General features: G+C 70.0%; 20 protein-coding genes. 12 read left to right on the forward strand and 8 right to left on the reverse strand.

Translation table 11 applies throughout. The annotated features are described in order from the left end of the window. Positions 1 to 14 precede the first annotated feature (14 nt). Complete coding sequence (locus tag FLX08_RS06035; protein WP_142617195.1) at positions 15 to 869, forward strand: hypothetical protein; 855 nt, start codon at positions 15 to 17, stop codon at positions 867 to 869. Between the two features lie 21 nt (positions 870 to 890). Here FLX08_RS06035 and FLX08_RS06040 read toward each other — a convergent pair whose 3' ends face one another. From FLX08_RS06040 to FLX08_RS06050, 3 genes are all read right to left on the reverse strand, one after another. Then, on the reverse strand, positions 891 to 2,702 hold the full coding sequence (locus FLX08_RS06040; protein ID WP_244312443.1) for an ABC transporter ATP-binding protein: 1,812 nt from the start codon (positions 2,700 to 2,702) through the stop codon (positions 891 to 893). 423 nt (positions 2,703 to 3,125) lie between these two features. Further along, positions 3,126 to 3,665: a TlpA disulfide reductase family protein gene (locus FLX08_RS06045; RefSeq protein WP_142617197.1), complete on the reverse strand. Its 540-nt coding sequence runs from the start codon at positions 3,663 to 3,665 to the stop codon at positions 3,126 to 3,128. After that, entirely contained in the window at positions 3,665 to 4,183 is a 519-nt protein-coding gene (locus FLX08_RS06050) for a S26 family signal peptidase (RefSeq protein WP_208761282.1), read from the reverse strand. The genes FLX08_RS06045 and FLX08_RS06050 overlap by 1 nt, the downstream gene beginning before the upstream one ends. 930 nt (positions 4,184 to 5,113) lie before the next feature. Here FLX08_RS06050 and FLX08_RS06055 point away from each other — a divergent pair. From FLX08_RS06055 to FLX08_RS06070, 4 genes are all read left to right on the forward strand, one after another. Beyond that, positions 5,114 to 5,590 carry a hypothetical protein gene (locus tag FLX08_RS06055; protein ID WP_142617198.1) on the forward strand — a complete coding sequence of 159 codons (477 nt, stop codon included), beginning with the start codon at positions 5,114 to 5,116 and terminating at the stop codon, positions 5,588 to 5,590. Positions 5,591 to 5,640: 50 nt separating this feature from the next. Next, positions 5,641 to 5,919 (forward strand): S26 family signal peptidase, encoded by a 279-nt coding sequence (locus FLX08_RS43325; protein WP_142617199.1) that lies wholly within the window; start codon positions 5,641 to 5,643, stop codon positions 5,917 to 5,919. Next, positions 5,877 to 6,014, forward strand: a complete 138-nt coding sequence (locus FLX08_RS43330) for a S26 family signal peptidase (protein ID WP_425280614.1) — start codon at positions 5,877 to 5,879, stop codon at positions 6,012 to 6,014. The genes FLX08_RS43325 and FLX08_RS43330 overlap by 43 nt, the downstream gene beginning before the upstream one ends. 108 nt (positions 6,015 to 6,122) lie before the next feature. Beyond that, the gene (locus tag FLX08_RS06070) at positions 6,123 to 6,641 is read left to right on the forward strand and encodes a MauE/DoxX family redox-associated membrane protein (RefSeq protein ID WP_142617200.1); all 519 of its coding nucleotides are present in this window, start codon (positions 6,123 to 6,125) and stop codon (positions 6,639 to 6,641) included. A 259-nt stretch (positions 6,642 to 6,900) separates the two neighbouring features. On the opposite strand, the gene FLX08_RS06075 is transcribed toward FLX08_RS06070, so the two are convergent. Then, positions 6,901 to 7,281: a PaaI family thioesterase gene (locus FLX08_RS06075; protein WP_142617339.1), complete on the reverse strand. Its 381-nt coding sequence runs from the start codon at positions 7,279 to 7,281 to the stop codon at positions 6,901 to 6,903. A gap of 98 nt (positions 7,282 to 7,379) precedes the next feature. On the opposite strand from FLX08_RS06075, the gene polA reads away from it, so the two are divergent. Beyond that, on the forward strand, positions 7,380 to 10,061 hold the full coding sequence (polA, locus tag FLX08_RS06080; RefSeq protein ID WP_142617201.1) for a DNA polymerase I: 2,682 nt from the start codon (positions 7,380 to 7,382) through the stop codon (positions 10,059 to 10,061). Between the two features lie 115 nt (positions 10,062 to 10,176). On the opposite strand, the gene FLX08_RS06085 is transcribed toward polA, so the two are convergent. Then, positions 10,177 to 10,974: a DUF2127 domain-containing protein gene (locus tag FLX08_RS06085; protein ID WP_142617202.1), complete on the reverse strand. Its 798-nt coding sequence runs from the start codon at positions 10,972 to 10,974 to the stop codon at positions 10,177 to 10,179. Positions 10,975 to 11,048: 74 nt separating this feature from the next. Between FLX08_RS06085 and FLX08_RS06090 the strand changes: the two genes are divergently transcribed. The 4 genes from FLX08_RS06090 to coaE all read left to right on the forward strand — a co-directional run bounded on the left by FLX08_RS06090 (position 11,049) and on the right by coaE (position 15,012). After that, positions 11,049 to 12,098 (forward strand): polysaccharide deacetylase family protein, encoded by a 1,050-nt coding sequence (locus tag FLX08_RS06090; protein ID WP_244312444.1) that lies wholly within the window; start codon positions 11,049 to 11,051, stop codon positions 12,096 to 12,098. A gap of 209 nt (positions 12,099 to 12,307) precedes the next feature. Beyond that, positions 12,308 to 13,771: a 30S ribosomal protein S1 gene (rpsA, locus tag FLX08_RS06095; RefSeq protein ID WP_142617204.1), complete on the forward strand. Its 1,464-nt coding sequence runs from the start codon at positions 12,308 to 12,310 to the stop codon at positions 13,769 to 13,771. Between the two features lie 151 nt (positions 13,772 to 13,922). Next, positions 13,923 to 14,396 carry a GNAT family N-acetyltransferase gene (locus FLX08_RS06100; protein ID WP_142617205.1) on the forward strand — a complete coding sequence of 158 codons (474 nt, stop codon included), beginning with the start codon at positions 13,923 to 13,925 and terminating at the stop codon, positions 14,394 to 14,396. Between the two features lie 10 nt (positions 14,397 to 14,406). Continuing rightward, positions 14,407 to 15,012 carry a dephospho-CoA kinase gene (coaE, locus tag FLX08_RS06105; RefSeq protein WP_142617206.1) on the forward strand — a complete coding sequence of 202 codons (606 nt, stop codon included), beginning with the start codon at positions 14,407 to 14,409 and terminating at the stop codon, positions 15,010 to 15,012. A 141-nt stretch (positions 15,013 to 15,153) separates the two neighbouring features. Here the strand turns inward: coaE and FLX08_RS06110 are convergent, their stop codons facing one another. Next, positions 15,154 to 16,332: an aromatic ring-hydroxylating oxygenase subunit alpha gene (locus FLX08_RS06110; protein WP_208761283.1), complete on the reverse strand. Its 1,179-nt coding sequence runs from the start codon at positions 16,330 to 16,332 to the stop codon at positions 15,154 to 15,156. A 54-nt stretch (positions 16,333 to 16,386) separates the two neighbouring features. Further along, positions 16,387 to 17,004: a TetR/AcrR family transcriptional regulator gene (locus tag FLX08_RS06115; RefSeq protein ID WP_244312445.1), complete on the reverse strand. Its 618-nt coding sequence runs from the start codon at positions 17,002 to 17,004 to the stop codon at positions 16,387 to 16,389. A 124-nt stretch (positions 17,005 to 17,128) separates the two neighbouring features. On the opposite strand from FLX08_RS06115, the gene FLX08_RS06120 reads away from it, so the two are divergent. Both FLX08_RS06120 and FLX08_RS06125 read left to right on the forward strand, forming a co-directional pair. After that, positions 17,129 to 17,965, forward strand: a complete 837-nt coding sequence (locus FLX08_RS06120) for an alpha/beta fold hydrolase (RefSeq protein WP_142617207.1) — start codon at positions 17,129 to 17,131, stop codon at positions 17,963 to 17,965. Further along, positions 17,958 to 18,518, forward strand: a complete 561-nt coding sequence (locus FLX08_RS06125; protein WP_142617208.1) for a TetR/AcrR family transcriptional regulator — start codon at positions 17,958 to 17,960, stop codon at positions 18,516 to 18,518. Before FLX08_RS06120 ends, FLX08_RS06125 begins: the two co-directional genes overlap by 8 nt. A gap of 66 nt (positions 18,519 to 18,584) precedes the next feature. Here the strand turns inward: FLX08_RS06125 and FLX08_RS06130 are convergent, their stop codons facing one another. Next, on the reverse strand, positions 18,585 to 24,383 hold the full coding sequence (locus tag FLX08_RS06130) for a WD40 domain-containing protein (RefSeq protein ID WP_142617209.1): 5,799 nt from the start codon (positions 24,381 to 24,383) through the stop codon (positions 18,585 to 18,587). Positions 24,384 to 24,401 lie beyond the last annotated feature (18 nt).

A 24,401-nucleotide genomic window follows, 5' to 3' on the forward strand; every position in this document is an offset into this window, starting at 1 on the left:
CGAGGAGCATCCGGGTGGGGGAGTGGCGGCGGTTTTCCCTGCTTGCCGCGACGGTCGTCGCCGCGGCCACGGCGGTCGGCTGCGGCGCCGACGCCGGACCATCGGCCGAGCCCCCGCCCGGCGTCAGCGTCAGCCTGCAGCAGAATCGCTCGGACGTTCCGGCGCACAAGATGCAGGTGGCCGTACGCAACGACACCGCTACTCCGGTGTATTTCAAGGACGTGCGGCTGCTCACGGACTCCTTCCAAGAGACGCCGCCCCAGCCGGTGGACACGGTCCTGGGAAGGACTCCGCGTACGGACTTTCCCATCTCCTACGGCGCCGCCCGTTGTGCGCCCACGCGCATTCCCGACGCCGAACCGGCGACCGTGGTAGCGCACATCGCCGTGGGCAAGGGCCCGCTGCACGAGGTCAGGTGGCGGATTCCCCACCCCGACCCGCTGCTGCGGCAACTGGTGAACATCGAGTGCGGGGAGTTCCTGCTGAGGCGGTCCATCGACGTGACCTTCGGCCCCGCCTGGACGCGGTCCGGGCGGCAGCTGCGGGGAGCCCTGCGGGTGGACCTCAAAGCGGGCGCCGGGCAGGTGACCATCGAGGACATCGCGGGCACGACGCACTACGACCTGCGGCCCGCGTCGGGAGAGCCTAAGCCCGTGGCCGTCCTCACCGGCACACGGGACCTTCCCGTCGTCGTGACACCGAGCCGGTGTGACCGGCACGCCATGGGGGAGGCCAAGCAGGCGTACCTGTTCTCCCTGTGGGCGTCGGCGGGCGGAACGCAGACCTATCGGTTGATCGTGGTGCCGGATCAGCGGACCCAGCGGCTCTTCGAGTCCTACGCCATGGAGGTCTGCGCCGAACGCCGCTGACCGGGCCACTGTCGCCCGGCCTCACACGCCGGCCGCGGACACGTTCGTCTCGTCGCGGTAGCCCGACGCCTGCAGCCGGAACAGCCGCGCGTAGATGCCGCCTGCCCTGATCAGCTCGTCATGGCCGCCCGTCTCCGCGAACACGCCGTCGTCGAGGACGGCCAGCGTGTCGGCGTGTCTGATGGCGCCGAGCCGGTGCGAGATGAGCAGGCTCGTCCGGCCGAGGCGCAGGTCCGAGATGCGCGTGTGCACCTCGTGCTCGGCCTCGGCGTCCAGGCCGGAGCTCGGCTCGTCCAGGATCAGGAAGTCTCTGTCGCCCCGCAGCAGGGCGCGGGCCAAGGCGATGCGCTGCCACTGGCCGCCGGAGAGGAAGACGCCAATGCTCTCATCACCGTTACGGCCGGAATCGACGAAGATCCTGGTCAGGAGGGTGTCATAGCCCTTCGGTAGTGACTCGATCGCCTTGTGGATTCCCGCGTTCCGAGCCGCCGCCTCGACCGCAGAGTCGTCCGCGAGGAGCTCCAGGGCACCGATGCCGATGTTCTCGCGCGCGGACAGGTCGTATTGCATGAAGTCCTGGAACGTGGCACCGATTCTGCATCTTAGCTCCGCCGGGTCGAAGTCGCGCAGGTCGATGCCGTCCCAGGTGATGCGGCCTCTGGTCGGGTCGTACATTCGGCACAGCAGCTTGACGATCGTGCTCTTCCCCGCGCCGTTCAACCCGACGAGCCCGGTGCAGGCGTCGGCCCTGATCTCGAGCGTGGCGCCCCGGAGAACCCACGGGTGTTCGTCGTTGTAGCGGAACCAGACGTCCTCCAGCTTGATGCCGTGCGTTAGGGGGGGAACGGGCCGGGGACTGGCGGCGATCACGAGATCGGATTCCGCGTTCTCCACCTCGAGGTAGCTCCTGAACAGCAGGAGCTGCTGGTGCGTGCGGGCGACCTGGCCGACGAGTCCGGCGAGCTGATTCTGTACTCCGCCCACCGCAGCAACGAACATCGAGATGTCGCCGACCATCAGGGTGCCCTGGCTCGCCCGGAGGATGGTCCAGACGAGGCCGCCTCCCGCGATCAGCGCCGCCAGCACGCCGAGCGCCGACTGAACGCGTAACTCCCGCACGTCCAGTTTCCGGTTCGCGGCGTTCGCCGTCTCCCGGTCGTCGATCATGCGCCCGTGCAGGAAGGCGCCTATGCCGAACAGCCGGATCTCCTTCGCCGCCTGGGGGTCGGCCATCAACTGGCTGTAGAACAGCTCGCGCCGTTCGACCGGGCCCAGCTTGAGATACGTGGCCACTCGGCACCGGGAGACGGAGAGCTCCGCCAGGAGCGCCGGAATCGCGCCGATCAAGAGGACGGCGGCCAGGACCGGGTTCAGGGCGAGCAGGCTGCCGGTGAAACCGAGGATCCCGACGACGGCCGCGCCGATGGACAGTGCCCCCGTGAGGATCTGGCTGGGGGTGCGGCCCCCCATGGTCTGTGCGAGCCGCAGCCGGTCGAGGAAGGCGGGATTCTCGAAGCGGGCGAGTCCCGGCAGCCGGTTGACCGCGGTGTACAGGCGGCTCTGAGCGGCCAGCGCGATCGACCTGTCGAGTTCGGACTGGCAGTAACGGGAGCCCTGCTCCAGGCCCTTGGACAGCAACCCCAGTGCCGCGAGGAACAGGGACAGGCCGAGCACCGCGGCCGTGGAGTGGCTCGCCACGATGGAGTCAAGTATCAGCTTGGTCGACCATGCGACGGCGACGGGCACCGCGGCCAGGGCGGCCGCGATCAGCACCGCCAAGACGACCAGGCGTGGCCGCGTCCGCCAGGCCAGGGAAATCGTCTTTGCGGTCATACGGACGTTGTCCTTCGCCGACTTCATCAATGCCCGGCTCCTCGGCCCACTCGTTTTCGCCTTTTACATCGCAGTGCGGTATCGAGGTAAAAAGGACCCTGAGCCGGAAGTCGGCTCAGGGTCCTTTTCGATTACAAGCAGCAGCCGAACTGGTTGCAGTGCTCGGTGCACTGCGATGTCAATGTGCAGTTGTACTGTGCCTGCCCGAACGGGACGCCCGGGCAGGTTCCTGCGCACACAGTGGAGCTGCTCGGCGTGCAGGCGGCGGCGGCACTGGTCCGCGGCGCCATCCATCCCGCCACTCTCGCGAGCGACACGTCCGCCATTCGGTTGAGAATTCCGACCATGTTTGTTCACCTCCAACTGGAATCTGTACTGCTTCTTATGGCATCCCGTTCCTGCGACGCGGAACAGGAAGATCTTCTATATCCGCAGGCCGTAGCTCGCCGTTACCAGCTGCGAGACGAGCGTCGCGTTCGAAGCGACGTACCCGTCCATCACGCGCAGCAATGTGGGGAACCGGTTGACGCCGAAGGACTCCACCAGTTTCGAGGGATTGTCCTCGTGAATTACATGTGCCGTCGTTCTCCTGGCCATGCCGATCATGTTCTCCCGGTCCGGCCCGTCCCCGACTATCGCTATCACGGCATTAGTGTCGGCAGGGAGTTCGCTGAGGAATTCGGTGAACTCCGGGAGCCGCTCCCGGCAGGGTGCGCATGTGACCGAGAAGAACCCAATGAGATACGAGCCGTCCAGTCGCTCGGCACTGATCTCTTCGCCCGCCAGTCCTTCGGCGACGAAATCAGGGGCTTGGGTGCCCGGTTTGGGAAGCGCCTCCAGTCCGGGCCCCGCGTCCGCAGGGAGAGAAAGCCGCTGCATTTTGCGTATCAGGCCGTAGGTCAGGAGCAGGTTGACGCCGCAGAGTGCGCCAAGGAGCGTGACTGCCGCTGCGAGGATCTCCATTACCGATGGTCCTTCTGGGAGGGTATAAAACGTCGTGCCGTCATCTGTATTTCACGCCGCCGGCCGGGTGATTCCGCAGGCGAAAAGCGGGCCACGGCGTACACCCACCTGTGGGGGACGGCTCCCCACTGGCGGGAATCGAGACTGTTCATGGACTCGCCCAGGACCACCACAGTGCCCTCGGGCACGAGACGGTCCCGTCCGCCGCCCGGTATTCCGGGCGGGAAATTCTGCCCACCCAGGGCCACGACCCGTTTGACGAAGCGGTAGGCATGGTCGTTGCCGCGCAGATCTTCGAATCCGTCGGTGGAGGGCAGTGCGTGTTCCGGCACACGGAGAAGGACCACGTCGCCGATCCTGAGACGCTCGCGGCGAGTCCGGTCGAACACCACGCGGTCGCCGGGAAGCAGTGCTGGGTACATGCTCGAACCGTGGATATCCACTAGAAGATATCGGCGTCGGATGGCTAGGGCGACTATTGTCGTCGCTATAAGCGAAAACGCTATGATGATTGCCAACGTATGCAGCGTTGCTCCCTGTGGTTTCTATTCGAAGAATAGATGTCATTGGCGCTCAATGTTGGCTGGGAGGCTGCCGGTGCTCCGTCCCCTTCTTATTCAGGCGGGTCGGCCACAATGGCGACTCTGTCTGAGCGGATCGAGTTCCGGGTTGCTCTCGCCTTGGCTGCTTCGATATTCGACCGATCCTGGAGATCTTGTCAAGTGTCAGTTACTTCAGGGTCGTGGTGACGATGACTGCGTGGTTAACACGAGGTTAGGCGATAGTCAAAACCCTTGCTTTGGTCAGATTTCGATGACAGCGAGCGCCTGCTGTCATCATGCGAATTGTGGCAGTGCTCGGACACGTGTCGGGTGTCTTCGGCTTATGTCAACGCGTAGTCAGTTGATTGCGGGAAGTATGTCCTCGCCGTCACCTCTTGAAGCTTCTCGACGAGATCTGGACCTTGACTTGCCAACTGGTCGCTGTTCAACTGTAGGTGTTGATTCGTTCGTCGCGACCAGAAAGGGCTGCCTCATGCTGAACTATTTAGCTCGCCTCAAGGACGAGTTGTTGTCGGCGGTGCTGCCGTCTTCGGAGGCCGCGGCCGCCTGTTCGCTGGCTGGCCGTTCGTGCCGCCACTGCTCGTCGACATACTCCGAGCTGGTGGAGACTTATGACTGCCCGGTCGGGGGTATCAGCCAGTACGTAGAGCACTACTACGGCTGCGGTACCTGCTGACGTCGTTTCGACGCCGTCTCGGTCGTGAATGGTACGACCGCGCTCCGGACGGGAACGAACGCTTCGCGAGGAGAGAGGCCGGTATCGTGGCATCTGTTTGGGGCTGCGATGCCGGCCACCGTAGACATACAATTCCGCCATTCTTTTCCTGGAGTTGACTCGTGGTCGCATTACAGCTGGTACTACTACTGTTGACATTGTTCCTGACAATGCTCAACATCGTCGTGACCCTGGGCCTCGCTCGCAGGATCGGGCGGGGAGGTGGGCTGGCGCCGACTCTTCCGGGCGGACCGCAGCTCAGCTCATCTCCGGGAACCGCCATCGGTCGGTTCGAGGCGACCGGTACCCGGGGGGAGAGGGTCACGCGCGACGCTCTCGAATTCGGCACCGTCGTCGCCTTCCTCTCGGCTGGCTGCGAGCCCTGCCATGAGGTCCTGCCCGACTACCTCTCCTACGCGAGCGCGAACACGGGAAAAGTCGTGTCGGTCCTGAGCGGTGAGCATGAGGCGGAAGTGATCGCGGCCCTAGAGGCCGCGGGGCCGGTGATCCTGGAAGAGCCCAACGGACCCACGGCCAGAGCGTTCGGGGTGGTTGGAGTGCCCGTCTTCGTGACGGTCGGCGTAGGTGACGTGGCCGCGACCGACACGAGGATCCGCCCGGAGTCGCGGCTCGACGTGCGGGCGTAGGGCGGCGTCCGTTGCTCGCGTCGTCCGCAGGTGCGCCCATCGTCTTGACGGTGTTCGTCGCACTGCCGGCTGTCTGCGTCGTCTCGATACTTCTGCTGCGGAGCAGGTTCCATGTCGTGAGCGTTTTCGGACTGAGCATGTATCCGTACCTGAACGCGGGGGACAGGGTGATCATCGAGCGTCGCCCTGACCGCTGCGGTCGCGGAGACGTCGTCCTCATCGTGTCTCCCGGCTGGCCAGGCCAAGTCATCAAGCGGATAGCCGCCGTCGGAGGCGACCGGTTCCCGTGCGATGCGGGAGTGGTGCCCCAGGCCATGTCTTCGTCCTAGGGGACAATCTCGAGGCGAGCGTGGACTCGCGGCACTTCGGGTTTGTGCCGGTGGAGCGCGTGGTGGGACGCGTGATCCGCCGGCTGGCGCTCTAGGGAGTGCCCCCCGCGCCAGGTAGAAGATCAAAAGGATCTGACCTGGTCCTGGAAGAACGGCCCGGCCCGCCTTCACGCCGGTCCTCGTATGTTGTGGAGCCATACTCAATGGGTTATTCGGTGGTCTTCAGCGGGACTCTGCTCATCGTCGTCTTCTTGGTTTCGGGCGTGGGCAAGTGGTTCGGCTACGCCACCTTCGTGGCGTCGATTCGTGAACTGCGGGTGCTGCCGGTCAGCGCCGTCCCGCGCGCCGCGGCCCTGGTGATCGCCGCGGAACTCGGCATCGCGTCGACCCTCGCCGCGGGCATGATGGTCGAGCCTGCCCTTCGCGCGTACGCCTTCGTCCTCGCCGCTCTGATGCTCGCGGGCTTCACCGCGGTGATCGTGATTACGCTTCGCAGAGGTGGATCCGGAGGCTGCGCCTGTTTCGGGCGTCGGTCGTCGGAGTTCTCCGGGCGGCACCTGGTGCGCAACGCCGTACTGCTCGTCGCGGCCTTGGCGGGAGTCGTCGGTGCCCGGGAAGATCTCGGGGCCTGGACCGCGGGAACCGCCGTCGCGATCACGGCGGGCCTGGTCCTGTCGCTCCTCGTGGTCGTCATGGACGACGTGGTAGACCTGTTCGCCTGAGGCTCCGGAACCGGAGGCCGGGAGAGTGGGACAAGCCCGTGGGAAGGACCTTTGGGACCGTACACAGCTTCCCCGGCTCCGCACGTTGTCTACTCGGTCTTCCCACGGGCTCTGGAGCCACAACGGTAGCGACCGGAGCGACTCCCGTGCAAAGAGAGTCGCAAGCCGTTCCGTTATGAGGCCCAATGCGTCGTAAGGGGTTTTCATGGTGCTTGCCCGGCCCGCCCGTGGGCGGGCGTGCCCCGCGAGCCGGGCGGGCTCAGGCGGCGTCCCTGAGCATGCAGGTCAGACGGGCCGTGCAGACCGCCCGGCCCTCGTCGTCGGTGATCTCGATGACGTACGTCGCGAGCGTGCGCCCGCCGTGCACCCGGGTGGCGACGGCGGTGACGTGTCCCGAGGTGGCGGAGCGGTGGTGGGTGGCGTTGATCTCGATGCCGACGGCGATCCTGCCCGGGCCGGCGTGCAGGGCGGCGCCGGTCGAACCGAGGGTCTCGGCAAGCACACAGGACGCGCCGCCGTGCAGCAGCCCGTACGGCTGCGTGTTGCCCTTGACGGGCATCCGGCCGACCACCCGCTCGGCGCTGGCCTCCAGGATCTCCAGCCCCATCCGCCGGTGCAGGTGGTCCCCGGGCGCGTTCATGAACGCCACGAACTCCTCGGGATTCGTCAAGGTCAAGGGGACGCCTCCTGTGGGAAGAGCATGGGTTTTCTGTCGTACAGGGAGACTAGGCTGCGGATGTGCCGAAGAGTGAAGCGACCCCCACCCGTCCGTGTCTGCTGCTCCTGGACGGGCATTCTCTTGCTTATCGCGCGTTCTACGCGTTGAAAGACGCGAACCTCATGACCACCGACGGTCAGCACACCGAGGCGGTGTACGGCTTCACGTCGATGCTGGCCAACATCCTCCGTGACGAGCAGCCGAGTCACGTCGCGGTGTGCTTCGACCGGAGCGAGCCGACCTTCAGGCACGAGGCGTACGACGGCTACAAGGCCAACAGGGCGGAGACCCCCGAGGACTTCCGCGGCCAGATGCAGCTCATCTTCGAGCTGCTCGACGCGCTGCGCATCCCGCGCCTGTCCGTGGCCGGCTTCGAGGCGGACGACCTGATCGCGACGCTGGCGACCCGGGCCTCGGCCGAGGGCATGGACGTGCTCATCGTGACCGGCGACCGCGACGCGCTCCAGCTCGTGAACGACAAGGTCACGGTGCTCATGACGCGGCGGGGCATCAGCGACATGACCCGTTTCACCCCCGAGGCCGTCAAGGAGAAGTACGGCCTCACCCCGGCGCAGTATCCGGACTTCGCGGCCCTGCGCGGCGACCCGAGCGACAACCTGCCGAGCATCCCGGGCGTGGGGGAGAAGACCGCCACCAAGTGGATCTCGGAGTACGGCTCGCTCGACGAGCTGGTCCGGCGGGCCGACGAGGTGAAGGGCAAGGTCGGCGAGAAGCTCCGCGAGCACCTCGGCCAGGTGATCCACAACCGGATGCTGACCGAGCTGAGGCGCGACGCCCCGGTCGACGCCGAGCCGTCCGCGCTCACCATCGGCCCGTGGGATCGCGAGGAGGTCAACAAGCTCCTCGACGCGCTGCAGATCCGCGGCGAGCTGCGCGAGCGCCTGTTCAAGACCCTCGGCACCACCGACCCGGAGGCGGGCGAGGGCTTCGAGATCGAGGTGACCGTGCTCGAGCCGGGCCAGGTGGCCGGCTGGCTGGCCGCCCTCCCCGAAGACCGCGCCGGCCTGGCCTTCCAGGGCACGTACGGCAGCGGCACCGGGCGGATCGACGGTCTGGCGATCGCCTCGCCGGGCGGCGCCGCCTACCTCGACCCCACACGCCTCACCGAGGAGGACGAGGCGGCGCTGCGCGCCTGGCTCGCCGACGAGAACAGGCCGAAGGCCGTGCACGACGCCAAGGGGCCGCTGCTCGGGCTGTGGGCCCACGGACACGATCTGCGCGGCCTCACCTGCGACACGGCGCTCGCCGCATACCTGGCGATGCCGGGGCAGAGGTCGTTCCCGCTCGACGACCTGGTCCTGCGCTACCTCCACCGCGAGCTGCGGGCGGAGTCCGCGCCCGGCGGGCAGACCTCCCTGTTCGACGACGCCGACGAGGGCGCGGCCCGCGACCTGGCGCTGCGGGCCCAGGCCGTGCGCGACCTGGCCGACGCGCTGGAGGCGCACCTGTCCCAGCGCGGCGGCACCCGGCTGGTGACCGAGGTCGAGCTCCCGCTGGTGCGGGTGCTGGCCCAGATGGAGCGGGCCGGCATCGCCGCCGACCGGCAATACTTCGCGGCGCTGGAGGCCGAGTTCGGCGCGGCCGTCAAGCAGGCGGTCGAGGCCGCCCACCAGGTGGTGGGCGAGCAGTTCAACCTCGGCTCGCCCAAGCAACTGCAGGAGATCCTGTTCGGCAAGCTCGGCCTGCCCAAGACCAAGAAGATCAAGACGGGCTACACGACCGACGCCGACGCGCTCGCCTGGCTGGCCCAGCAGACCGACAACGAGCTGCCGGTGATCCTGCTGCGCCACCGCGACCAGACCAAGCTGCGCACCACGGTCGAGGGCCTGATCAAGGAGATCTCCGACGACGGGCGGATCCACACCACGTTCAACCAGATCGTGGCGGCCACCGGGCGGCTGTCGAGCGAGAAGCCCAACCTGCAGAACATCCCGATCCGCACGGTCGAGGGCCGGCGCATCCGCAAGGGTTTCGTGGTCGGGGAGGGCTACGAGACGCTGCTGACGGCCGACTACAGCCAGATCGAGCTGCGGATCATGGCCCACCTGTCCGGGGACGAGTCGCTGATCGAGGCCTTCGAGTCGGGCCACGACTTCCACCAGGCCACCGCGTCGCGCGTCTTCGACCTGCCCCCGGAGCAGGTCGACGCCGAGCTGCGCGCCCGGATCAAGGCCATGAACTACGGCCTTGCCTACGGCCTGTCCGACTTCGGCCTGTCGGGGCAGCTCAACATCCCCGTCGCCGAGGCCAGGGCGCTCAAGGAGGAATACTTCGAGGAGTTCGGCGGCGTCCGCGACTACCTGGAGTCGATCGTCGCCCAGGCCCGCAGGGACGGCTACACCGAGACCATCCTCGGCCGCCGCCGCTACCTGCCCGACCTGACCAGCGACAACCGGCAGCGCCGGGAGATGGCCGAGCGGATGGCGCTCAACGCCCCCATCCAGGGCTCTGCCGCCGACATCATCAAGGTCGCCATGCTCAACGTGCAGAAGGCGATCGAGGGCATGCGCTCCCGCATGCTGCTCCAGGTCCACGACGAGCTGGTGTTCGAGGTCGCGCCGGGCGAGCTGGACGAGCTGACCGAGGTCGTGCGCACCCAGATGGGCCGGGCCTACGACCTGAGCGTCCCGCTGGAGGTCAGCGTGGGCGTCGGCACCACCTGGGAGGACGCCGGCCACTGAGTCCCGCCTGAGCACGCGCCCGCCGCTCCGCACCCGGCGAACCGGGCCGGACCGGTCGGCTGCGCCGGGGTTCGCCGTGCGCTGATCGAAGCGGGCCGGTCCGGCGGGCGACGGGTCAGGGGTGGCCGGTGGGGCCGCTGTGCCCGCGGTCCCGCCCGGCCAGGGCCAGGCTCGCCTGCTCGACCTCCAGCAGGCTCGTCTCGTGCCGCTCGGTCTCGTACGCCGCCCGCCCGCCGCGCAGCCCGAACAGGCGCTTGCTCAACGCGATGTACAGCACGGCCGCGATGTTGATCAGGAGGAGCACGATCCGGAGCGGGCTCACCTTCTCGGCGATCTCGTAGATCTCCACCGGAATGAACGCCGAGGTGACGACCACCGAGAAGTACTCGCCCCATCGCTTCAGCAGCCACAGGCCGACGCCCTCGGTCAGCAGCAGGGCCGCGAGGACGAGCAGGGCGAGGAAGACCCAGGTGAGGGTCGTGGTCCGCGCGCCCAGCGCGGTCCGCAGCGTGTGCACCACGCCCGAGTGGTCGAGGTTCCATCCGAGCTTGTGGGCCAGCGGCTGGACCAGCGGGAGGTCCTGGTCGAACGCCCGCCGTACGGCGTCGTGGTGGGCCCGGAACCGCCACACGCCGTACGCTCCCGCGATCACGAGCAGCGCCTTGGCCCAGCGGAAGACGGCGATCAGCCGTAAGACGGCGGCGTCCCGCAGCGCCCGGCCCCGCAGCACGACGGGCGCGTCCCCCGCCGGTCCGGCCCCGCGCGGCGGGCCCAGGGTGAAGTCGCCGCAGCGCAGGCAGCGCCACGCCTCGCCCAGCGCGGTGTCGGCGCGCAGGCGGCTTCGCAGCGCCTCCTCGTCCGGCGCGTAGGTGACGTGCCCGTGCCGTCCGCAGGCACGCAGGCTCCAGTCCACAGGAAAATTGCAACACACGCGAATGTGGACACGTCGGGCAGTAAGGTCAAATGACTGTGCGCAACCTTGCCCGAATGACGGCGATCGCGAATGTCGTCGTTGTCGTGATCGGTCTTGCCGTGCTCGTGCTGCTGCCCCGATCCACGGGCGAGGAACGGTCGCAGGCGCGGCCGGCGCAGCCGCGGTCGCCGTCGCCCAAGCCCAGTGCGGCCCCGCCGAAGGCGACCGCCGCGTCGGCCAGGAAGGTCAAGGCGAACGAGGCCGGCCTGGTGCCGGTGATCATGTATCACCGCATCCTGCCCAAACGGCTGGCGTCCATCGACCGGACCCCCGCCCAGCTGCGCAAGGAACTGGAACGCCTGGCCAAGGACGGCTACGTGCCGATCACCGCGGCCGAACTGGTGGCAAGGAAGATCGACATCCCGGCCGGGGCCCATCCCGTCGTCCTGACCTTCGACGACGGCCACCCCAGCCACTTCGCGGTGGACGGGAACGGCATGCCGAAGAACGACACGGCCGTCGGCATCATCTACGAGGTCGCGGCGAAGTATCCGAGCTTCCGGCCCACCGCCACTTTCTGGGTCAACCGCGACCCCTTCGGGCTGCGGGATCGCACGCAGCAGAAGCAGGCGGTGAAGTGGCTGCTCGACCACGGCTTCGAGGTGGCCAACCACACCTATTCCCACCCCGATCTCCGCCGGCTCTCCAACAAGAAGGTCGGCGAGCAGATCGTCCGGCAGGAGCGGCTGCTGAAAAAGATCGGCGTGCCCGCCTCGACGACCTTCGCGCTGCCATACGGGTCGCTGCCGAGGAAGCGGAGCCGGGCGCACGACGGCGCCTGGGACGGCACCCGCTACAACTTCGACGCCGTCTTCCTGGCCGGGGCGCAGCCGACGGTTTCGCCATACGCGAAAAGTTTCCCGCGCTACGCGATCCCGAGGATCCAGTCCAACGGAAAACACGGGGAATGCCGGCGCTGGTGCACGACCTACTGGCTCGATTGGCTCGACAGACACCCAGGAGAGCGTTATACGTCGGATGGGGATCCGGCCCGAGTGTCCGTGCCGCGTAAACTCCGGGCAACGCTCTCGCCGGCCCGGGCGAAGTCGGTGATCACCTACTAGGCGTTCGTCTGGTTGCCTCGGATTGACCCAGCTCGCTCCGTCTCATATGCTGATCGCTGCGCTGTGGGCTCGCGCGCGTCACGGACGGAGCGGGCTCGCGCTCGGTCATCTGGTGGCTACCAGGAAAAGCAGCATCATCCAGTGAACGAAAAACGGCCCGCCGCGCTTCTGTCACAACGACATCTGTCCGGTTCGGAGCAATTCCACACATGACGAGCAGCACTGAGGCCACCTCGAGCACCCCGCAGGTAGCGGTCAACGACATCGGTTCCGAGGAGGCCTTCCTCGCCGCGATCGACGAGACCATCAAGTACTTCAACGATGGGGACATCGTTGAAGGCACCGTTGTCAAGGTCGATCGAGACGAGGTCTTGCTCGACATTGGCTACAAGACCGAGGGCGTTATCCCGTCGCGCGAGCTCTCGATCAAGCACGATGTCGACCCGGCCGAGGTCGTCGAGGTCGGAGAGCACGTCGAGGCCCTGGTTCTCCAGAAGGAGGACAAGGAAGGCCGCCTCATCCTGTCCAAGAAGCGCGCCCAGTACGAGCGCGCCTGGGGCACGATCGAGAAGATCAAGGACGAGGACGGCATCGTCACCGGCACGGTCATCGAGGTCGTCAAGGGTGGCCTGATCCTCGACATCGGTCTGCGCGGCTTCCTCCCCGCCTCCCTGGTGGAGATGCGCCGCGTCCGCGACCTGCAGCCGTACGTCGGGCGCGAGCTCGAGGCCAAGATCATCGAGCTGGACAAGAACCGCAACAACGTGGTCCTGTCCCGCCGCGCCTGGCTGGAGCAGACGCAGTCCGAGGTTCGCCAGACGTTCCTCAACACCCTGCAGAAGGGCCAGGTCCGCAAGGGCGTCGTTTCCTCGATCGTCAACTTCGGTGCGTTCGTGGACCTCGGCGGCGTCGACGGCCTGGTGCACGTGTCCGAGCTGTCCTGGAAGCACATCGACCACCCGTCCGAGGTCGTCGAGGTGGGCCAGGAGGTCACGGTCGAGGTTCTCGACGTCGACATGGAGCGCGAGCGGGTCTCGCTGTCGCTCAAGGCGACGCAGGAGGACCCGTGGCAGCAGTTCGCCCGGACCCACCAGATCGGTCAGGTCGTGCCCGGCCGCGTCACCAAGCTGGTGCCGTTCGGTGCCTTCGTCCGGGTCGAGGAGGGCATCGAGGGCCTGGTCCACATCTCCGAGCTGGCCGAGCGCCACGTGGAGATCCCGGAGCAGGTCGTGCAGGTCGGCGACGAGATCTTCGTGAAGATCATCGACATCGACCTGGACCGCCGCCGCATCTCGCTGTCCCTCAAGCAGGCCAACGAGGGTGTCGGCGCCGAGGTCGAGTTCGACCCCACGCTGTACGGCATGGCGGCGACCTACGACGACCAGGGCAACTACATCTACCCCGAGGGCTTCGACGCCGAGACCGGCGAGTGGCTCGAGGGCTTCGACAAGCAGCGTGAGGAGTGGGAGCGGCAGTACGCCGAGGCCCAGGCCCGCTTCGAGGCGCACCGCTCGCAGATCGAGAAGGCCCGCCAGGAGGAGGCGGCGGCCAGCGAGGCCGCTCCGTCGACCTACAGCGGCGAGACCAGCACGCAGTCCAGCAGTGGCGGCGCCCTCGCCTCCGACGAGGCCCTCGCGGCCCTGCGTGAGAAGCTGGCGGGCGGCCAGAGCTGACACCCGGTCTCTTCTGACCGGAGGTCACGGCCAGTCCTCCACAGCATTACGAAAGGCCCCGCTTCGGCGGGGCCTTTCGCCATCTTGGCCGGCCTTTCCCGTGGGGGGACACCCGCCCTGCGGAGGCTGGTGTGCCGATAGGGTGGCCCTCGTGGTGGAGATCGCGAGGGCCCTGCCCGCGGACGCGGGGGAGATCCTCACCCTGCAGCGGGCCGCGTACGTCACCGAGGCGCAGCTCTACGGCGACCCGTTCATCGCGCCGCTCGTCGAGTCGCTCGACCAGGTCCGTACGCTGATCGAGACGGCGGTCGTGCTCAAGGCGACGGACGGCGGGCGGGTGGTCGGCGCGGTCCGGGGCCAGATGTCCGGCTCGACCTGCCTGGTGGGCCGGCTCGTGGTCGCGCCCGACCGGCAGGGGCAGGGGATCGGCAGCGCGCTGCTGGCCGCGATGCACGAGGCCGTGCCTATGGCGGCGGCGTTCGACCTGTTCACCGGCCATCTGTCGGATGGGAACCTGCGGCTCTACCGTCGCCTCGGCTACCGGGAGACCCAGCGCGAACGGGTGCAGGACCACCTGACCCTGGTCCACCTGCGCCGGGAGCCGCAGCATCAGCCGGCCCGATAGGCTGCGGCACGTGCTGAAAGTTGGGCTCACAGGCGGCATAGGTTCGGGCAAGAGCGAGGTGTCGCGCCTGCTCGCGGCACGCGGCGCCGTCGTCGTCGACGCGGACAAGATCGCCAGGGAGGTCGTGGAGCCGGGCACCCCCGGGCTCACGGAGATCGTCGAGGCGTTCGGCGAGGACGTGCTCCGTCCCGACGGCACGCTCGACCGGGAACGGCTCGGCGCGATCGTCTTCGCGGACGCCGAGAAGCTGAAGATCCTCAACGGCATCGTCCACCCGAAGGTGGGTGAGCGCAGCAAGCAACTGCAGCGGGAGGCCCCGGACGACGCGGTCGTCGTCTACGACGTGCCGCTGCTGGCCGAGAACAACCTGGCCCCCCTGTACGACGTGGTGATCGTGGTGGACACACCGGACGACGTGCGGCTGGAGCGTCTGCAGCGGTTCCGCGGCATGCGGGAGGAGGACGCCCGCGCCCGGATCGCCGCCCAGGCCTCCCGCGAGGACCGGCTGAGGATCGCCGACATCGTGATCCGCAACGAAGGGTCCCTGGACGACCTGGAGGCCCAGGTCGACAAGGTCTGGCAGGACCTGAGCAGCCGGGTCGCCCACGACGCCTGACATGACCGCCCTGCCGGGAAGCCGCACGGACGCCCGCCGCCGCGAATCTACAACGTAAAGCCGTCTGCGGGCCGGAGGCCGGCAGTGAGGCGGCGGCTCGCTGCCCCTCCCGCGTCGTCATCGCCACCGCGCTCGAAGCGCTTACCGCTGGAGCCGCTCCTCGCGGGTGCGCCCGGCGGCGGCGCCTTCCACCCACGACCGGTAGGCGTCGAGGACGAGGCCGTGGAAGTGGTGCACGCCGTGCTCGGACAGCCCCGAGCCGGACGGGTCGTAGACGATGCGGCCCTGGTCGAAGGCCGGGGTGTTCATGCCGCGCTGGACGCTCTCCACGATCGTGATGTCCTGCTGCTGCAGCACCTCGTCGATGTAGCGCACCGCCTCCACCTCGGCGTCCAGGAGCTCGGCCGTCTCGAAGTAGAAGTCCCAGGTCTCCAGCGTGCGGCCGGGACCGGCCGGGATGACCTGCAGGACCATGAAGTTGCCCCGCCCGGGGTAGCGCAGCAGGCAGGTGTTGGGCCACAGCCACCACACCGCGTGCTGCGTGACCGACGCGCCCGCGACGTCGTACGCGGCGTTGTCGTGCGTGCCGGCCTCGGCGAAGTGGCTCGACCAGATGCCGTGGGTCTTCACCTCGTAGGTGTCCATGTCGACGAGGTCGACGAACTCCTTGTGGGCGACGTGGCAGTGGTAGCACTCCAGGAAGTTGTCGATGACGTTCTTCCAGTTGGACGCGATGTCGTAGGTCAGCCGCTTCGCGTGGGTCAGCCCGGCCACGTCGGGAGCCCACTTCGCGATGCCGGCCGCCAGATCTCCGGCCTGCTCGGCCAAGGGGACGGCGGCCGGGTCCAGATTCACGTAGACGAAGCCGCCGAATTCCTCCACCTGCACCTGGTCGAGGCAGATCTCGTTCTTGTCGAAGGTCTCCATCGCGTCGGCCCGGCGGGCCGCCTTCAGCCGTCCGTCCAGGCTGTAGGTCCACGCGTGGTAGGGGCAGACGATGTTGCGCGTGGTGCCGGACCCCGTGAGCAGCTCGTGGGCGCGGTGCTTGCAGACGTTGTAGAACGCGCGCAGCGCTCCGTCTCGATCACGCACGACCGCGATCGGCATGCCGGCCACGGTGGCCGACACGTAGCTGCCGGGGGACGCGAGCTTCTCCACGTGGCAGATCCACTGCCAGGTGCGGGCGAAGATCGCCCGGAGGTCGACGTCGAGCCACCGCGGGTCGGTGTACGTCTCGGCGCGCAACGACATCGATCGTGCGGGGTCCTCGTGATATCCGGTGCCGACGCGGCGTACGTCGTCGATCGTGACTGAAGCCATGGCCGGAGCATACGAGCGTCTGAACGATCGTTCAATATATTCCTGGACGTTCGTTCAGTCCTGTCGCTGCGCCGCCGGTGGGCCGGCGAGCGCGATCTCCTCGCAGCGGGCGACGTTCCTGCTGATCGAGGCGTGATCGAGCCCCAGCAGGGCGGTGAGCCACAGGCCGTTCTGGATCACGTCGATGTCGGCGGCCCGCCTGCCGCACTCGTCCGCCGGCAACTCGGGGCGGGCCGCCTGGATCAGGGCGGCGAGCCCGGCGCGGTAGCGCTTCTGGGCCTCGGTGTTGATGCGCTCGAAGTCCTCGTGGGCCTGGGCGAGCGCCCAGAGCTGAAGCCGCAGGGACAGATACTCCGTCGTCAGGAACTCCGGATCGGCCACCCGCTTCAGCGCGGCACGCAGCCGCTCTTCCGGTTCCAGGGCGGGGTCCGGCTCGACCAGGGCGATGTCCAGCTCCTCGATGCGGCGCAGGGCCGCCCGGATCAGGCTCGTCTTGTCCTCGTAGTGGTAGTTCACCAGCCCCAGCGAGACCCCGGCCTCGCGTGCGACGGCGCGCATGCTGACCCCGGAGATGCCCTGCAGGGACAGCAGCCGGAGTGCCGCCTCGAGGATCCGCGCCTGCCGGTCGACCTTCTCGTCGGCGTCCATCGCGCGCACGGGCCTCGGGCTCATCTCCACAACCTTAGCGACGGCGGGAGGGCCGCGTCAGTGGCCGTTCCCCAGGGCTGGCCCGCCTTGACGACAGTGGCTAACGTCATTAGCCTCTCGGCTATAACAATGAGCCTGGAGGGCGAAGATGACCGAGTTCCTGAAGATCGGCGAGGGTGAGATCGCGTACGACGTGACCGGGGAGGGGCCGCTGATCGTGATGGTCCCCGGCATGGGCGACAGCCGTCGCGCCTACCGTTTCCTCGCCCCGGCGCTGACCGCCGCCGGATATCGGGTGGCGACCGTGGACCTGCGCGGGCACGGCGAGTCGAGCCTCGGCTGGGACTCCTACACCCGCACCGACACCGCGAACGACATCGTCGCCCTGATCGAGCACCTGGGCGGGCCGGCCGTCGTCGCCGGGCACTCGTTCGCCGGGGGAGCGGCCACCATCGCGGCGGCGCGGCGGCCGGAGCTGGTCGGCGCGATCGTGGAGGTCGGCCCCTTCACCCGCGCCCAGAAGCCCGACCTGGGCGGGCTGCTGAGCAACGGTCACTACCGCAAGGGCATGACGCGGCTCATGGGCGTGGCGATCTTCCGCAGCATCGGGCTGTGGAAGAGCTACCTCGACCACGCCTACCCCGGCGTCAAGCCCGCCGACTGGGCGGACTACCTGGCCGCCCTGGACGGCGACCTGCGCAGGCCGGGCCGGATGGCCGTCGTGAGCGCGATGGGCACGTCCGCCCCCACGGACGCCGGCGCCCACCTCGGTGACATCCGCTGCCCCGCCCTGGTCGTCATGGGCACCCACGACCCCGACTGGGCCGACCCCCGGGCGGAGGCGGACGGAATCGTCGCCGGGATGCCGCAGGGGCTCGGCGAGGTGGTGATGATCGAGGGCGCCGGGCACTACCCGCACGCGCAGCACCCCGACCAGGTCGCGGCCGCGATGCTCGCGTTCCTCAAGGAGCGCGTGCGTGGCTAGGGCCGCCCTGTCCCCGGACGCCGTCGTCGACCACGCGCTGCGGATCGTGGACGAGGAGGGCCCCGAGGCGCTCACCCTGTCCGCGGTCGCCGGCCGGGCGGGCGTCGCCACGCCCTCCCTCTACAAGCACGTACGCAACCTCGCCGAGCTGCGCGTCCTGGTGTCCGGGCGGGTGATGGGCGAGCTGGTGGAGGTCGCGAGCGAGGCGGTGCTCGGCCGGTCCGGCGACGAGGCGCTGCGCGCCCTGATGGACGGCTGGCGCTCCTACGCCGCCCGGCATCCGCACCGCTACTCCGCGCTGATCCAGGCGCCCCGGCCCGAGACGGCCGAGACGGGAGACCGGCTGGTCGGCATCATGCTCGCCGCGCTTCGGGCGTACGGGCTGGAGGGCTCGGCCGCGATCCACGCGGTCCGCTGCCTGCGCGCCGCGATGCACGGCTTCGCCGTCCTGGAGGCCGCGGGCGCGTTCCAGCTCGCCGAGGACCTCGACGAGAGCCACGCCCTGCTGACCCACATGGTCATGGCGGGCCTGCGGACCGCCCGCGAGAGCTGAGCCCTCCGTGCATCCGGGCTGCGGACCGCCCGCGAGAGCTGAGCCCCTCGCCTCGGCCCTCCGCCGTCAGAACGGCTCGTCGAGGGCCAGCCGCCTGACCTCGGGCAGGTATTCGTCCAGCTCGCCGGGCTCGAACCGGCACATGCCGATCACGTACCAGAACTGGCCCGTCACGTCGCCCTCCAGCTTGTACAGCCCGCCGGGGGAGAACGCGGCCCATCCCTCGGGCAGGCCGAGCAGGGTGGCGCGGCGTTCGCGCCGGGGGACGTCCCACAGGATCACCACGCCGTCGTCGCCGGCGCTGGCGAGCAGGTCCCCGGAGGGGTGGAACGCGACCGACCAGATCCGGCGGCCGTGGCCGGAGAGGGTGCCGACCCGTGCGCCGGAGGCCGGGTCCCACAGGTGGACGGCGAGGTCGTCCCCGGCGGTGGCCAGCAGATCGCCCGACGGGCTGAAGGCGGCCGTCCACAGCCGCCCGCCGCCGGCGAGCACGTGCAGGCACTCGCCGGAGGCGACGTCCCACAGGCGGGCGGTGCCGTCGTTGCTCGCGCTCGCCAGCAGTTCACCCGAGGGGGAGAAGGCCACCGCGTACACCCGGTCGTCGTGGCCGCTCAGCGTCGCCGCCCACTGGCCGGTCGGCGCGTCCCACAGCCGCACGTTGCGGTCGTCGCAGCCCGTGGCCACGAGCCTGCCGTCGGGACTGAAGCCGATCGACCTGACCCGGCCCCGGTGCCCGGCGAGGTTGGCGACCTGCCGACCGGAGGGGCGATACCACAGCCGCACGCTGTCGTCGTCGTTCGCGGTGGCCAGCAGCTGCCCGTCGGGGCTGAACGCCTCGGCCCACACGTGGTCGGTCTCCACGTTGAGCTCCCGCTCGTACGTGCCCGCCACCGGGTTCCACAGGTAGACGCCGCCGTCGTTGCTCGCGGTCGCCAGCAGCGGACCGGCCGGGCTGAAGACGGCCGACACCAGCCGGTCGGCCGTCCCCGTGAGCGAACGCAGGCGGCGGCCCGTGACCGGGTCCCACAGGCGTACGTAACCGTCGTTGCCGCAGGCGGCGAGCATGCCGCCGTCGGCGGAGAAGCCGACCGAGGTGATGCGGCGGCCGTGGCCGCGCATCGTCTGGACGGCCTGCCCGGTGTGCGGGTCCCACAGGCGGGCGGTGCCGTCGTTGCTGGAGGTCGCGAGCTGCCGCCCGTCGGGGCGGAACGCGAACGGCCACACCGAGCCCCGGTGCCCGGTCAGCTCGGCCCGCACCTGGCCCGTGCGGTGGTCCCATATTCGTACAACCCCGTTGCTGTCGCCGGTCGCCAGCAGCTCGCCAGTGGGGTCGAACAGGACCTGGTAGACGGCACCGCGGTGGCCGGGGAGGCTGCCGGCGGACTCGCCCGTGGCCGGGTCCCACAGCCGTACGGCTCCCTCCGTGTCGCCGGAGGCGAGCAGCCGGCCCTCCGGGTGGAAGGCGAGGGAGTAGATCCGGCCGGGGTGACCGGTCAGGTGGTGCACCGCGGCGCCGGTGCGGGGGTCCCAGACGCGCAGCACGCCCTGGCCGTCACCGGCGGCCAGCCGGGTGCCGTCGGGGCTGAGGGCCAGGCGGTAGACGGCTCCGCTGTGGCCGTGCAGGTGGTGGCGCACCCGCCCGGTTGCGAGGTCCCACACGCGGATCGCCCCCGCGCTGTCTCCGGTCGCCAGAAGTCCCGGCAGGAACACGGCGGTGTAGATCGGGGCGGTGTGACCCGGCAGCTCCCACACGAGCTCGCCGGACGCCCAGACCCGCATGACCCCGTCCGCGCCGCCGGCCGCGATCAGGTCGCCCGAGGTGACCACGGGCCACACGCCCTCGGGATGGCCGCGCAGGACGTGCGCCTGCTCGCCGGTGGCCGGGTCCCACACCCGCACGGTGCCGTCGCTCGCGCCGGTCACCAGCCCGGCCTCGCCGTAGGCGACCTTGTAGACGCGGCCCCGGTGGCCCTGCAGCGTGCGCAGGGCGGACCCGGTGACGCTGTCGCAGACCAGGACGCCGCCGTCCTCCCCGCCCAGGGCGACCACGCCCCCGCCCGGGTCGTAGGCGACCGGTTCGGGCAGGCGGCTGCTGTTGAAGTGATAGCCGTACGGCACGCCGACGACGGCGGGGGCCAGCTCGGCGCCGACCGTGCCGCCGTCCGTGCCGCCGTCCGTGCCGCCGTCCGTGCCGCCGTCCGTGCCGCCGTCCGTGCCGGGGACGGCGGGCGCGACGGCCGCGCCGCGCAGCTCGGGCGCTCCCCGGGGGACGCCGGTGACGTCGATGAGCGCCGCACGGTCCCAGCGGCTGCCCTCGACGGCGACGTCCCGCAGGTCGGCGCGGGCGAACCGGGCCCGGGTGAGATCGGCGCCGCGCAGGTCGGCGCCCACCAGCACGGCCTCGTCCAGGCGCGCCCCCGCGAGCCGGGCGTTCCTGAGCACCGCGTGGGACAGGTCGGCCCCGACGAGCCGGGTGTCGGTGAGGTCGGCGCCGGTGAGGTCCACGCCCTGCAGCTCGCGATAGGACAGGTCCTCGCCGCTGAGCCGGGCTCCGCGCAGGTCGGTGGCGGCGGAGGTGCGCAGCCGGGTGGTCACCTTGATGGCGTTGGCCCGCGCGACGTCGTCGGCACCGGAGGAGGCGAGCGTGCGGGCGGCCCAGGCCTGCAGCCGCGAGGCGTCGGCCAGGTCGCACAGGAAGTCGACGGCGAGCGCCGACAACGGCCGCAGGCCGAGACCCGGCGCGTGGCCGCCGTCGAGCGACTCCGCCAGGTGCCGGGCCACCAGCCACTCCACCACCGAGGCGTGGATGAAGCCGAACAACCCCTCGTCCGTACGGACCAGCAGGCTGCCGGCTCCGACGGCGTGCACGGCCTGCTCGGGCGTCAGCCGCGAGATCCCCTGCCCTGCCGCGGCCGCGCCGCCGTCCGCGACGGCCGGTGCCACTGCCGGTCCGTACGGCACGCGGCCCTGCGCGTCGGTGGCCAGATCGGTGAGCGTGTCGGCGACCTCGGCCAGCTCCGCCGGGCGCAGGTAGGTCTCGCCGGTCTCCCACAGCCGCAGCGCGAGCGTGGTCGCGGCCCGCCACAGCTCCTCGCGGGTCAGCCCGCCGGGGGCCCCGGCGACGCCGCGCACGCGCTCCTCCTCGAAGGCCAGCCACGTGTCGAGGATCTCCTGGTAGAGACCGGCGGCGCTGATCGCCTCCCCGGCCTGGGCGACGGCGCGCAGCCGTTCCGCGGGCAGGTCGGCGATGAAGCTGAGCATGCGGGGGTTGTGCGCGAGGCCGAGCAGGTCGCCGATGCCGGTGAGCAGGGCCATGCGCTCGTCGGCCGCCTGCTGCGAGCCGTATCGGTTGACCAGGTAGGCGCGGATCTGCTCCTCGGTGAACTCCTCGATGCTGAGCACCCGCCGGTTGGGCAGCAGGCCGACCTTCTCCCCGAGGGCGGTCATCACCTGGCTGCGCGACTTGAAGTGCTGGGTGCGCCCGGCCACGAGGATCTTCGCCTTGTCCTCCGCCGCGCGCAGCAGGGTGTCGAGATGGTCGGCGGCCCGCTCGTACGTCACCCGGGTGACCAGCTCGTCGAAGCCGTCGAACAGCAGCACGATGCGGCCCTGGCGCAGCATGTAGTGGAACGCCTTGAGGTCGATCAGCTCCTCGCCGTGGTCGGCCAGGTGCGCCGCGACCAGCCCGGCGACCGAGTGCGCCTTGTCGAGGGCGCGCAGCTCGATCAGGATCGGCGTGAGGTGCGGCAGCTCGGCGGGGATGCGCCTGGCCACCTCGCGCAGCGAGAACGTCTTGCCCCGGCCGAAGTCGCCGAGCACGAGCACGAACCGCCCGTGGTCGGCCGCGAGCAGCCGCATCAGCTCGTCGGTCAGGTCGTCGCGCACCTCGCCGCCGGCGCGGTCGAGCTCCCTGAACCGCTGCGGCACGTACAGCTCGGGCGGATAGCGGCGGTCGCCGCGCAGCCTGGCCGTCTGCCCGGCCACGTAGGACGACAGGTCGAGCAGGCCCTGAAACTCGGTGAAGCTGCGCAGCCGCAGGCCGCGCCGCAATGCGTCGTCACGTAAGGCCCGCGAGGGCTGCGGCCCCTGGTAGACCAGCTCGGCGGCGTGCTCCAGCCCCGCCGCGTGGACGTGACCGAGGAACGCCTCGACCCGATCCTGGCTCAGCTCCCCGGCGTGCGCGCCGATCAGGACCTGGCGGACGAACCCGTCCTCGGGGTGGGTGACGAGCAGGCGCGGCGGTTCGCCTGCGACGCGGCGGATCTTGGCCCGCTCGAAACGGGTCTCGCAGACCTCGGCGATCCGGTCGAGCAGCAGGTCGGCCGGACCGGCGGGCTCCTCCGGCTCCCGTGCCGGCGGCTCCGGGGCCGCCGCGGCGGGGGTCTGCGGCCGCCAGCCGCGCCAGCCGTACGGCAGGGCCTCGGGGTCGCCCAGGTCCGGCCTGTCCCTGGTCCACCGGCGCAGCCCCTGTGGCGTGATCTGGAGCATCTGGTGACGGCCCGGGGCGAGCGCGGGCACGCACGGCAGCCCCTCCAGCTCCCAGACCTCCTCGGGCCCGCCGCGCCGGGCGTCGCGCCCGTGGACGAGCAGGTCGAGCCGGGAGCCGAGCAGCCGTTCCAGGGTGGCGGCGTCGCGCAGCCCGGGGCGCGGGGGATGGGCGACGACGCCGATCCGCAGCCAGCCCTCGAACGGCCGCAGCCGCTCGGCGAACCACGCCGCCTGGGCCTCGCCGACGAAGCCGTGGTCGTCCTCCTCGCGGTGGCTCATCGCGATAGTGGAGTTGATCCCGGCGACGACCGTGCGCAGCTCGGGCAGTTCGAACAGCGTCCACGGCTGGGCGCTGTCGAAGGCCGGGCCGTCGAGGCCCTGGTAGAGCTCGCCGAAGAGCGTGGAGAAGTGCCGCCACTTGGGCCAGTAGGGCGGCTGCGGGCGCACGTCGTCGGCCTCGCAGGTGGCGAAGTAGGCCCGGCAGGCCGCCTTGGTGACGTCGCGCGGCCCGGGGACGACCACCAGCCGCCCGGGTTCGAGCCCCAGCAGCACGCGGAGCCCGGTGAGGAACGCGAGGGCCTGCTCGCACTCCCGGATGCTGCCCGACTCGGTGAGGTCGCCGGTGACCATCAGCAGGTCGGGTTTGGGCACTCCGGCGTCGGCGAGGCGGGTCAGGTCGGCCCAGACGCTCGCCTGCAGCTCGCCCGCGTCGAGCGGCTCGTCGGCCTCGGCCAGGCCGCGCCCGAACCGGGGCCCGGCGACGTGCAGCACGGTCACCGAGGAGGCGCCGCCCGCGCGCTCGGCGGTGGGGAAGGCCGGCTCGGCCGCCGGGGCGCGCCGGGGCCGGGGCACCCGTACGGCGGGGGGCTCGGGCTCGGCGGCCGGATGGAGGGCATGCGTGCCCGGCCCCGCGGGGAACCGGGGCGGCTCGGCCGGCTTGGCCCGGCCGGCCAGCGCCTGCCCGATCCGGGTCAGCAGCAGCCGCCGCGCCTCGCCGGGGTCGGTCACGCCGAGGAGGTCCACCCACGTGATCGTGGACAGCAGGCCGTCGAGCGAGACGTCCTCCAGCCGCACCGTCACGAGCTTGTTGGACGGGTTGCCGGGATCGGCGCGCAGCGCCGCCTGCCATTCGAGCCTGCCGTAACGGGAACCCAGGTAGTTGCGGGTGAGCACGGCGACGACCAGGTCGGCCTCGCTGACCCCGCGGTCCATGAAGTCGATGAAGTTGGTGCCCGGCACGAAGTCCCACGCCTGCAGCATCGTGCGATAACCGGCGGCCTCGAGCTGCCAGGCGATCCACGTCGCCCACCGCTCGTCGGCGGGGGAGTAGCTGACGAAGATCTCGGTCCGCGCGTCCCCCCGCCCCGTGTGCGTCATGGGCCCAGTATCCCCGCT

It is taken from the genome of Microbispora hainanensis (assembly GCF_006874475.1).
GTDB classification, from domain to species: domain Bacteria; phylum Actinomycetota; class Actinomycetes; order Streptosporangiales; family Streptosporangiaceae; genus Microbispora; species Microbispora hainanensis.

Coding starts and splice junctions, on each gene's coding strand:
- FLX08_RS06040 (WP_244312443.1), bottom strand. CDS start 2,702: ATGACCGCAAAGACGATTTCCCTGGCCTGGCGGACGCGGCCACGCCTG.
- FLX08_RS06045 (WP_142617197.1), bottom strand. CDS start 3,665: ATGGAGATCCTCGCAGCGGCAGTCACGCTCCTTGGCGCACTCTGCGGC.
- FLX08_RS06055 (WP_142617198.1), top strand. CDS start 5,114: ATGCTCAACATCGTCGTGACCCTGGGCCTCGCTCGCAGGATCGGGCGG.
- FLX08_RS06070 (WP_142617200.1), top strand. CDS start 6,123: ATGGGTTATTCGGTGGTCTTCAGCGGGACTCTGCTCATCGTCGTCTTC.
- FLX08_RS06075 (WP_142617339.1), bottom strand. CDS start 7,281: ATGAACGCGCCCGGGGACCACCTGCACCGGCGGATGGGGCTGGAGATC.
- FLX08_RS06090 (WP_244312444.1), top strand. CDS start 11,049: ATGACGGCGATCGCGAATGTCGTCGTTGTCGTGATCGGTCTTGCCGTG.
- rpsA (WP_142617204.1), top strand. CDS start 12,308: ATGACGAGCAGCACTGAGGCCACCTCGAGCACCCCGCAGGTAGCGGTC.
- FLX08_RS06110 (WP_208761283.1), bottom strand. CDS start 16,332: ATGGCTTCAGTCACGATCGACGACGTACGCCGCGTCGGCACCGGATAT.
- FLX08_RS06115 (WP_244312445.1), bottom strand. CDS start 17,004: ATGAGCCCGAGGCCCGTGCGCGCGATGGACGCCGACGAGAAGGTCGAC.
- FLX08_RS06120 (WP_142617207.1), top strand. CDS start 17,129: ATGACCGAGTTCCTGAAGATCGGCGAGGGTGAGATCGCGTACGACGTG.
- FLX08_RS06130 (WP_142617209.1), bottom strand. CDS start 24,383: ATGACGCACACGGGGCGGGGGGACGCGCGGACCGAGATCTTCGTCAGC.